Source organism: Novosphingobium sp. Chol11, from assembly GCF_945870625.1.
Classification (GTDB): domain Bacteria; phylum Pseudomonadota; class Alphaproteobacteria; order Sphingomonadales; family Sphingomonadaceae; genus Novosphingobium.
The window spans coordinates 1-9,535 of sequence record NZ_CAMBTS010000117.1 but is presented as its reverse complement, the minus strand read 5'-3'; the positions used below and the strand labels follow the sequence as shown (position 1 = coordinate 9,535).

Annotated in this window: 13 protein-coding genes and 1 pseudogene; 4 read left to right on the top strand and 10 right to left on the bottom strand. The window is 64.3% G+C overall.

Annotated features, from left to right (window positions below):
- Positions 1-195 (top strand): annotated as a pseudogene (locus Q0O40_RS14150) (diaminopimelate decarboxylase); the annotation flags it as partial.
- Positions 192-974 carry an NAD(P)-dependent oxidoreductase gene (locus Q0O40_RS14145; RefSeq protein ID WP_295531205.1) on the top strand — a complete coding sequence of 261 codons (783 nt, stop codon included), beginning with the start codon at positions 192-194 and terminating at the stop codon, positions 972-974. The pseudogene Q0O40_RS14150 and the gene Q0O40_RS14145, both read left to right, overlap by 4 nt.
- 68 nt (positions 975-1,042) lie before the next feature.
- On the opposite strand, the gene Q0O40_RS14140 is transcribed toward Q0O40_RS14145, so the two are convergent.
- The 10 genes from Q0O40_RS14140 to pyrE all read right to left on the bottom strand — a co-directional run bounded on the left by Q0O40_RS14140 (position 1,043) and on the right by pyrE (position 7,641).
- Positions 1,043-1,285 (bottom strand): hypothetical protein, encoded by a 243-nt coding sequence (locus Q0O40_RS14140; protein WP_295531202.1) that lies wholly within the window; start codon positions 1,283-1,285, stop codon positions 1,043-1,045.
- Positions 1,286-1,337: 52 nt separating this feature from the next.
- The gene (locus tag Q0O40_RS14135) at positions 1,338-1,742 is read right to left on the bottom strand and encodes a PaaI family thioesterase (protein ID WP_295531200.1); all 405 of its coding nucleotides are present in this window, start codon (positions 1,740-1,742) and stop codon (positions 1,338-1,340) included.
- Positions 1,739-2,158: a PaaI family thioesterase gene (locus Q0O40_RS14130; protein ID WP_295531215.1), complete on the bottom strand. Its 420-nt coding sequence runs from the start codon at positions 2,156-2,158 to the stop codon at positions 1,739-1,741. Before Q0O40_RS14130 ends, Q0O40_RS14135 begins: the two co-directional genes overlap by 4 nt.
- 124 nt (positions 2,159-2,282) lie before the next feature.
- Positions 2,283-2,750: a Holliday junction resolvase RuvX gene (ruvX, locus tag Q0O40_RS14125; protein WP_295531197.1), complete on the bottom strand. Its 468-nt coding sequence runs from the start codon at positions 2,748-2,750 to the stop codon at positions 2,283-2,285.
- A 7-nt stretch (positions 2,751-2,757) separates the two neighbouring features.
- Positions 2,758-3,891: a DUF3089 domain-containing protein gene (locus tag Q0O40_RS14120; RefSeq protein WP_367183759.1), complete on the bottom strand. Its 1,134-nt coding sequence runs from the start codon at positions 3,889-3,891 to the stop codon at positions 2,758-2,760.
- A 10-nt stretch (positions 3,892-3,901) separates the two neighbouring features.
- On the bottom strand, positions 3,902-4,996 hold the full coding sequence (locus tag Q0O40_RS14115) for an AI-2E family transporter (protein WP_295531194.1): 1,095 nt from the start codon (positions 4,994-4,996) through the stop codon (positions 3,902-3,904).
- 2 nt (positions 4,997-4,998) lie between these two features.
- Positions 4,999-5,883, bottom strand: a complete 885-nt coding sequence (gene lepB, locus Q0O40_RS14110; RefSeq protein ID WP_295531191.1) for a signal peptidase I — start codon at positions 5,881-5,883, stop codon at positions 4,999-5,001.
- On the bottom strand, positions 5,880-6,296 hold the full coding sequence (gene acpS, locus Q0O40_RS14105; protein ID WP_295531188.1) for a holo-ACP synthase: 417 nt from the start codon (positions 6,294-6,296) through the stop codon (positions 5,880-5,882). Before acpS ends, lepB begins: the two co-directional genes overlap by 4 nt.
- Positions 6,293-7,060 (bottom strand): pyridoxine 5'-phosphate synthase, encoded by a 768-nt coding sequence (locus tag Q0O40_RS14100; protein WP_295531185.1) that lies wholly within the window; start codon positions 7,058-7,060, stop codon positions 6,293-6,295. Before Q0O40_RS14100 ends, acpS begins: the two co-directional genes overlap by 4 nt.
- The gene (pyrE, locus tag Q0O40_RS14095) at positions 7,060-7,641 is read right to left on the bottom strand and encodes an orotate phosphoribosyltransferase (protein WP_295531182.1); all 582 of its coding nucleotides are present in this window, start codon (positions 7,639-7,641) and stop codon (positions 7,060-7,062) included. Before pyrE ends, Q0O40_RS14100 begins: the two co-directional genes overlap by 1 nt.
- A 313-nt stretch (positions 7,642-7,954) precedes the next feature.
- Here pyrE and coxB point away from each other — a divergent pair, with 313 nt between their 5' ends.
- On the top strand, positions 7,955-8,938 hold the full coding sequence (gene coxB, locus Q0O40_RS14090; RefSeq protein WP_295531208.1) for a cytochrome c oxidase subunit II: 984 nt from the start codon (positions 7,955-7,957) through the stop codon (positions 8,936-8,938).
- Positions 8,939-8,966: 28 nt separating this feature from the next.
- On the top strand, positions 8,967-9,535 hold a 569-nt coding region (locus Q0O40_RS14085; RefSeq protein WP_295531179.1), incomplete at its 3' end, for a cbb3-type cytochrome c oxidase subunit I.

Below are 9,535 nucleotides of genomic sequence, written 5' to 3'. Positions count from 1 at the left end.
GACGTGGTCGCGCGCGGCGATCTGGCGGTGTTCCGCACCGCCGGGGCTTATGGCGCGACAATGGCGAACACCTACAACTCGCGGCCCATGGTGCCCGAAGTGATGGTGGATGGCGAAAAGTGGGCCGTGGTGGCCGACCGGATCGAGCCCTCGACCATCCTTTCCGCCGAGCGCGTGCCGAGCTGGCTCGAATGAGCCTGCCCAGCCTCCCGCTGTTCCACCGCCTCGCCGGGCAGCCGGTGGTCGTGCTTGGCGTGGGCGAGGCGGCGGAGGCGAAGCGGCGGCTGGTGCTGCGCGCGGGCGGCAAGGTGATCGAGGATCTGGCCGAGGGCATCGACATCGGCGCGCGGCTGGCGTTCATCGCGCACGACGATGCGCGCGCCTGCGAAGCCGACGCGATCCGCGCGCGCGGGGCGGGGCTGCTGGTCAATGTGGTAGACAAGCCCGCGCTGTGCGATTTCACCACGCCTTCGATCATCGACCGCGCCCCGGTGCTGATCGCGGTGGGCACCGGCGGCGCGTCGGCGGGCCTCGCCAAGGCGCTGCGGCTGCGGCTGGAGCGGCTGCTGCCGCAAGGGCTGGGGGCCTTTGCCGAGGCGCTCTACGCCGCGCGCGATGCGATGCGCGCCCGCTGGCCGACAGGACCGGAACGCCGTCGCGCGCTCGATGCTGCGCTGGAAGAGGGCGGGGCGCTCGATCCCTTGCGCGGTGCGGACGTGGATGATGTGGCCGCATGGCTCGCCGGCGGCGCAGACGGCGCGGCGGGGCGCTTCACAATCACTTTGCGCTCGCACGATCCCGACGACCTGACCTTGCGCGAGGCGCGGCTGCTGGGGCAGGCGGATGCCGTGGTGGCGGGGCCTTCTGTGCCAAGCGCCGTGCTGGCGCGGGTGCGGGCGGATGCGGTGCGGCTTGCACCGGGTGAGGTGGAGCCTGAGGGCGGGATTGTGGTGGTGATTGTCTTCACTGTCTGAATGACTGGAACTGGGTGGTTAGCGGTCGGTGCTTGGCTTTGATTTGAACCTCGGCATGCCCCTCGAGATCACCTACCTCGAAATTTCATGAACCCATCGACGATCAGCACAACACAGGCAGGCAGCACGAACAGGAACTCAACACCATGCGAGATGGGTATCTCGATTTTGATGAATGCACAGCCGAGAGCGATGACGACCAGAACGGGGGGAATAAGTCGATGCAACAGCGTCTTATGTGTAAGATATCGCGCCGCAAGTGACGACAAGGCGAGGAAGACGATGAGTGCTGGCGACGATACGTCTCTCATCGGTAGACCATGACACCCAAGCGAAACGTCCGCAAGTGGGCGAAAGCTCCCCTCACCCCTCCCTCGCCGGAGCCAGCAGAAAGTTCATCCAGCTGCTCGCGACCAGCTTCTCGCGGTCGCCCTGCCACGCTTCCACGCGCACATTGGCGACGCGGCGGCCGGCGCGCAGCACTTCGCCCCGGGCATACGTGCGTTCGCTCATGCCGCCGCGCAAGTATTCGATGTTGATGTTGATCGGCTTCATGCGCGCGTCATTGCCCTGCCGCTCAAGCTCGGCGCGCAAGGCGGCATAACCGGCCATTTCGAGCAGGCCGCCGATCGCGCCGCCGTGGAGGAAGCCGGGGCGGCCCATCGTGCGGTCGGCGAAGTCCATGCCGATGATCGGCACGCCGTCCTCGATATGGTCGATTTCCATGCCCATCGCGCGGGCATAGGGCGGCAGTTTGTAATCGCTCATGTGCGCGACCATTCCTGCCCGCCGACGAGCATGAAGATGCCCGCCGTATGCGCCACCGGATCGTTCGCGTCGCCATCGTGGGCGATGCCGCGCACGAAGGCCATCGAGCGGCGCACTTGATAGCATTCGGCGCGCGCGATGATCGTCTTGCCCGGCGTGGCCGCGCGCACGTAGTCGATCCTCAGATCGAGCGTCACTTGCGGGGTGAATACGCCCTGCCGCACCCACACGGCTATCGAGGTGGCGTTGTCGAGCAGGCTGATAATCGGGCCCGAGGCGAGCACGCCGGTTTCCTCAACCCCCACCAGATCCTCACGCCATGGCAGCGCGAGTTCCATCCAGTCCTCGCCATGGGCGCGGTATTCCATGCCAAGGAAACCGGTGTGGCCGTGGAGGGTGAACGCCTTTGTGCCCATTTCCGGAACGAACGTGAAGCCGTTCGGCAGTTTGATTGGTGGTTTGCGGGGTTCGCTGGTTTCGCTCATCGCATCGTCCTGCCGGGGGGCAGGCGTGCTGACAAGCATCAAATAAACAGCAGACCTAGAACGCCGCACCCGCCAGCGCATCAATCGCGCCTTGCAGGATGAGCGCAGCGGCATGCGAATCGATGCGGACGGCGCGGCGGGCGCGGCTGAAATCCTGCTCGATCATCGCGCGTTCGGCGGCCTGCGTGGTCCAGCGCTCGTCCCACAGCAGGATCGGCAGGCCGAAGTCGGCCAGATTGCGCGCCATTGCGCGCGCCGATTGGCTGCGCGGGCTCTCGCTGCCGTCCATGTTGAGCGGCAATCCCATCACGATCGCGGCCACACTGCGCTCGGCAATGAGCGCGGCAAGCGCCGCCTTGTCCTGCGCAAACTTGCGCCGCGCAATGGTCTGGCCGGCACTGGCAAAGCGCCACTGCGGATCGCAGAGCGCCACACCGATGGTCTTCGTGCCGGGATCGAGCCCCAGCAGCACGCCGCCTGCCGGAAGCGCCTCGCGAAGCTCCCTGACGTTATCGGTGATCACCGCTTTTTCACTGGGCCTTGGCCCGCGCGGCGAACCACGCCGCCTCGCGGCGCGCCATGTCCGCACGCACATTGGACCAGAACAGCAGAAGATCGTAGATGTGGTAATTGTTGCCGGGCAGCACATACGCGCCGACTTGCGGGGCCGCACCGATCAGCAAAAGGCCGGTTTTGGCGTCGCATCGTGCCGGCACCAGGCTTGGTGTAAGCTTGCCGGTCAGCAGATCATTCGATGCGATGAGCGTTCCGCTGTTGGCAGTAGCAGGCGCGGCAGGGGCGCTACCTCCAGTCAGCGGGTTGGTGCAAAGCACCGGCTCCTCGCCGCGCGGCTTGCCATCAAAGCCGGGTTCAGCATGATAGGTCTGCAGCAACAGGCCCGGCTCAGCAGGCTCGGCAAAGCTGAGCCAACTCATCACGCAGCCTGATTGGGCGGGCGATGTGCAGGCCTGCAAACCCAGCGGTGGGAGATCATGCGCGGGCGAAATCGGCCAGCCTACCGCATAGACCGCCACGATGCGCCCGGTGAGCGCGGTGCCCTTGATCCGTTCGCGCAGCAGGCGCAGCAGATGGCTTGCGCCCTGGCTGTGCCCGGCCAGCACGATGGGCGCGTTGTCCGGTATTTGGGCGATGAAGGCTTCGAATGATTGCCGCACGTCGGCGTAGGCAAAATCGAGCGCGCGGCGGGATTCGGGCTGATCGACCAGAAAGCTGCCGAATGCCGCCTGCCGATAGCGCGGCGCATAGAGCCCGGCGGCCGCGTTGAACGGGCTGGCCATGCCGCGCACGAACAGGTCGGCGCGGTAGCGCGAATCGACATCATCAAGCGGCGCGTTCCAATGGTCGCGTGCCAGAAAGCTGGTGGGATGGACAAAGAACACATAAGTCCGCCCGCGCTCGCTGCGCGCTGCGCCGGGGGGCAGAAATTGCGCCGCATCGTCGGCTTTGCCGGGCCGCGAGATCCACATTTCCGGCCTGCCATAGGCATTGGCGGGCAAGGGCGCGATCGCCTCAAGCGGGCCGCGCGGGACAAAGGTGAAACGGGTAAGCTCGGTCGACCAGATCGAGAGCGCCGTCAGCGCGATCAGCACCAACACGATCAATCCAGCCACCAGATAAAGGAATTTGTGCGTCAGACCTTTCATCTCTGGGCCATCATTCGCTGCTCTCTGGTCGGTCGTTGTGTTCGGCCTGCCGCTCGAGCGCGATCTTGATCATCGCCACCAGCGGATCGGCAAGCATCAGCCCAAGCACCCCAAACAGGACGCCAAAGATGAGCTGTGCGCCAAGCACCAGCGCGGGTGCAAGATCGGCGGTCTTCTTGGCTACCATCGGCACGATGATGTTGCCATCGACGGTTTGCACCACCACGTAAACCATGATGCAATAGTAGCCCATGTTCGCGCCCCCGGAAAAGCCGACGAGGATCATGAGGACACCCGAGATCGGCGCGCCGATATTGGGCAGGAATGCAAGCAGGCCGGTGAGCAGCCCCAGCAGGCCGGCCATCGGCACGCCATAGAGCGCCAGCAAGAGCCATGTGCAAAAGCCCTCGACCACCATGCCGAGGATCCGGCCGAACAGCAGCATCCGCATCACTTTGCCCATGCGGTGCGTGGTGCCGTGCCAGTGTTCGCGGCTGCCGCCGGGCAACATCCACGCCAGCCCGCGCTGATAGAGATCAGGCTCCAGCGCGAAATAGATGCCCAGAATCACGATCAGCAGCGCAGTGGTGATCCCGCCGACAAGGCCGCCGACCGCGCTGGTCAGCTGGCCAAGGCCGCCGAGCAGTTCGCCCGCGACCTTGTTGGCATCGCTCAGTTCCACGTTGATGCCGTGCTGCTTGCCCCACGCGAGCAACCGCAGCCCTTGCGCCTCGATAATCGTGGGCAGCTGGAGCGCCTGCTGGGCAAGCTGGCTGCCGGCAAACATCACCAGCCACACGCCGAAAGCCACTGTCAGCAAGAGCAGCACCGTAATCCGCGCGAGGCGCGGCATGGGCAGCACGCGGCCGAGCAGCCGCTGGCCGCCCTCGATCATCCCGGCGAAGACGACCCCGCCAAAGATGACCAGCAGAGGCTGTGCCAGCAATACCGCCAGCGCGACCAGCGCGACCATGCCAACCCACACCGCCGCCTTTTTCAGCTCCGCCCGAACCCCGTTGTCCCGGATGTCCATGGGGCCCGAAACGGTTGGCACTGGCGCGCTGCCTGCTGCCGACGTGTCGATGGGCCCCTTCGCGCCGTCCATTCCTATTTCCCTGATTGCTGCGCGATCATCGGGCGAAGTCTGTTCCACGCCCGGTTGCCGCGCAAGGCGTTCCACCACGTTAACGGATTCCAGCTTTCGCTGCCATCGAAGGAGAACGTCAGGAATTCAGCGCGGCCGCCGACATCGGCCAGCGGCACCGGTCCGCCCAAGCCTTGCCGATCGAGCGATTCGCGGCTGTCGGCGGAATGGTCGCGGTTATCCCCCATCAGAAACACATGGTCGGCGGGCACGCGCGTTTCCGGATAATTGTCGAGCCGCTGGCGCATATGGTCGATAATCCAGTAGCTGGCGCCATTTGGCAGCGTTTCGCGCAGGATCGGCAACTCGCAATAGAGCCGCCGATCGGCGGCGCGGAAACGCAGGCCAGGAAACTCCAGCGGGTCGCACGGCTGGTTGGCATCGACCGGTAAATCGAGCGACGGTTCGACCGCTTGCGGGATGGGCTTGCCATTAAGCACAATCTGCCCGTTCACCACCGCAATCCGGTCGCCCGGCAGAGCCACGACTCGTTTGATATAGTCGCTGTCGCTGCCGCGCGGGACCACGATCACAATATCGCCATAGGCAGGCACTGCCCCCAGCAATTTCTGCGCGGATCGCGGCAGGACGTGGAACGAAGCGGAGACCCACGACCACCCGTAGGGATACTTCGACACCACCAACCGGTCGCCCACCAGCAAATTGGGCATCATCGAAATCGAAGGGATGAAGAACGGTTTGGCGATAAGGCTGTGAAAGCCCACCACAGCCAGCAGCATCAGCAACAGTCCGCGCAGTTCGGCCAGCCAGCTCACGCCGGTTTCCTTAGCGCTTTCTTCGGGCACCGGGCTGGTGGCGGGCGCCGTTGGCGCCGCAGGTTCGCTCATGCATCACCGGTAAGGATGGCACGGGCTTCGATCACCACGAACGCCTGCGCCCAAGGGTGATCGTCGGTCAGGGTGAGGTGGACCACGGCTTCATGGTGAGCCGGGGTGATCGCCGCGAGCCGTGCCGCCGCGCCGCCGGTCAGCGCCAGTGTGGGCGCGCCGGAGGGAGCGTTAATCACGCCGATGTCCTTCATGAACACGCCTGCCTTGAAACCAGTGCCGACCGCTTTCGAGAAGGCTTCCTTGGCGGCGAAGCGCTTCGCCAGCGTGCCCGCTTTCGTAAGGGGCCGGCGAGCAGCCTTGGCGCGCTCGGTTTCGGTGAACACACGGTTCTCGAAGCGCTCGCCAAACCGCTCGAGCGAGGATTGAATGCGTTCGATGTTGCACAGGTCAGAGCCCAAGCCGATGATCATCCGCCTCGCCCGGGGCTTGCTGGCGCGCGCGCGTCGTCCATTAGATCGCGCATGGTGCGCACTGCCGTCTCCAATCCGACGAAAATCGCCTCACCGATCAGATAGTGACCGATGTTGAGCTCCGCCAGATGCGGGATCGCAGCAATCGGTTGCACGTTCTCATAAGTCAGCCCGTGGCCGGCATGCGGCTCGATCCCGCAATGCACCGCCAGCGCAGCCATATCGCCAAGCCGGGCCAGTTCTGCGGCGCGCGCTTCGCCTTCGGCATGGGCATATTCGCCGGTATGCAGCTCGACGACGGGCGCGCCAAGCTGCATCGCGGCCTCGATCTGGCGCGGATCGGGCGCAATGAACAGGCTGACGCGGATGCCTGCATCGCTGAGCTGCGCGACAATCGGGGCAAGCCGGTTGTGCTGCCCGGCGGCGTCCAGCCCGCCTTCGGTCGTGCGCTCTTCACGCCGTTCGGGGACGATGCAGGCCGCGTGGGGCCGATGGCGCAGGGCGATTGCCAACATTTCGTCGGTCGCCGCCATTTCCAGATTGAGCGGCAGATTGGTCGCCGCCTGAATGCGGATAAGGTCTTCGTCGCGGATATGGCGGCGGTCTTCGCGCAAATGCGCCGTGATCCCGTCTCCGCCGACCTCAGCCACGATCTGTGCCGCGCGTACCGGATCGGGGTGCGCCCCGCCGCGTGCGTTGCGGATCGTGGCGACATGATCGATGTTGACACCGAGCCTCAGGCGCACGGGGGCAATGCTCACCATCAGGCGGCCCTGCTGCCGGGCTTGATGGCCGGGAGCGCGGCAAGCTCAGGCGGGACATCTTCGGGGGCGAACGTCGGAAAATTGAACGACACCAGCGCCGTAAACGGCACGCCAAGATCGGCGGTCCCGCCCGAGCGGTCGACCAGTGCGGCCGCCGCGATCACCTTGCCGCCCGCTGCGGTGATTGCCGCAATCGCCTCGCGCCCGGAAAGCCCGGTCGTGACAACATCTTCGACGATCAGAATCTTTTCGCCGGGCGTGATCGAAAATCCGCGGCGCAGTTCGAAAGTGCCGGTCGGCCGCTCGACAAACATGGCCTCGACCCCCAGCGCGCGGCCCGTTTCATGGCCGATGATCACCCCGCCCATGGCCGGTGAAATCACCTTGCCAATGGCTTGGCGCACCTCGCGCGGCAGCTTTGCAGCCAGCGCCGCCGCCAGCCGCGATGCGCGCATGGGATCCATCAAAACGCGGGCGCATTGCAGATAATGCGCGCTGTGGCGGCCTGAGGAGAGCAGGAAGTGCCCTTCTAGCAAGGCCTGGCTTGCGCGAAACTCCGCGAGAATTTCGTCTTCTTGCATCACGTTTCCATCTGGCTGCGCGCACGGCCTCGAGGCGGATGTACGATCGCGGGCCGCGCCGACAATAGGCCGCCTTGGCGCGGGTACGCCCGGCGGGCAAGCGTTTTAATAGCTCTTTGGGGCAGAAAAATGCGCGAAAAAATGTCCTTTCGGACGCTTGAGGGTTCGCCAACCTCGGCGTATAGGCCGCTCACTCATGACGACGCACCGGCCTGATTTGAGGCACAAACTCGCACAAGGCGCGAAATGCGCACCAAGCGATAGCCAAAAGCGGAATAATTGAACGATGATTTTTGCTGACACGGCCCGGATGATGGGCACTGCGATCCGCACCTTGATTTTGGCAGCCGCGCTGCTGATCGCGCCGCAAGCAATGGCCGCTGTCGCAGCGGCGCCAGTTGCCGCTGCTCCTGTTGCCGCCCCGGCGCAATTGCCTTTGGCCGATACGGCCGCCGCGCCGGTGGTAACACCGCCTGCCGCTGCCGAAGCGTATGTCCCGATGAAGCCGACGGATGGCAAGGGGCAGCCAGTTGCCGCAGGGATCGGCTTCCAAGATCAATACTCGCCTACCGGCCAGGAAGCACTGGCCATGCACAACTACCTGCTGATGCCGGTCATTACCGTCATCACTTTTTTCGTGCTCGGCCTGATTTTTTGGGTGATCGTCTTCTTTCGCAAGAGCGTGAACCCGGTTGCATCGAAAACCAGCCACAACACCGCGATCGAGATCGCGTGGACGCTCATCCCGGTGATCATTCTGGTGGTGATTGCTGTGCCATCGATGTCGCTACTGGCGCATCAGTATAAGCCTGCTCCCAAGGGGACGATCACGGTCAAGGCTACCGGCTATCAGTGGTATTGGGGTTACACATATCCTGATAACGGCGGTTTTGAAGTCATCTCGAACATCTTGCCAGATGTCGAGGCGCTTGCGCGCGGTGAGCAGCCGCAGCTTGCCGCTGACAAGCGGATGGTTGTGCCTGCAGGCGTGCCGATCCGGCTCCAGACCACCGGGTCGGACGTAATCCACGCGTTTGCCGTGCCTTCGCTCTGGTTCAAGCTCGATGCGGTGCCCGGCCGGATCAACGAAAAGGTGCTCTTCATCAACGAGCCGGGCGTTTATTATGGTCAGTGCTCAGAGCTTTGCGGCGCTCGTCATGGCTACATGCCGATCGTCGTCGAGGCTTTGCCCAAGGCCAAATTCGAAGCGTGGGTGAAAGAGCAAGGCGGCACCGTTGGTGGCACCGCTGCCACCCCGTCCGTCGCTGCAGCGCCTGCGCCTGCGAAAACCGTTTAAGACATTTAAGGACAAGGGTTCGACCATCATGGCCACCATTCCCGCCGATCACGAAGGTTACGCAGCGCATCATGACGATGCGCATGGGCAAGATCACCTGCCGGGCTTCTTCGCCCGTTGGTTCATGTCGACCAATCACAAGGATATCGGCACGCTCTATTTGATTTTTGCGATTTTCGCAGGGATCATCGGCGGCGCAGTCTCGGGGATCATGCGCGCCGAACTGGCGCATCCGGGCATCCAGTTTCTGGGCTGGTGGACGACTTTCGTCGGCGGCAACGCGGCTGATATCAATCAGACCCTGCACATGTGGAACGTGCTGATCACCGCGCACGGCTTGATCATGGTGTTCTTCATGGTCATGCCCGCGCTGATTGGTGGTTTCGGCAACTGGTTCGTGCCGATCATGATCGGTGCCCCGGATATGGCGTTTCCGCGCATGAACAACGTCTCGTTCTGGCTGACCGTCGCGGGCTTTGTATCGCTCATGATCTCGGGCTTCCTGCCCGGTGGCACGGGCATCGGCGCTGGCACGGGCTGGACCGTGTACGCGCCGCTTTCGACCTCGGGCTCCGTAGGCCCTGCGGTCGATTTCGC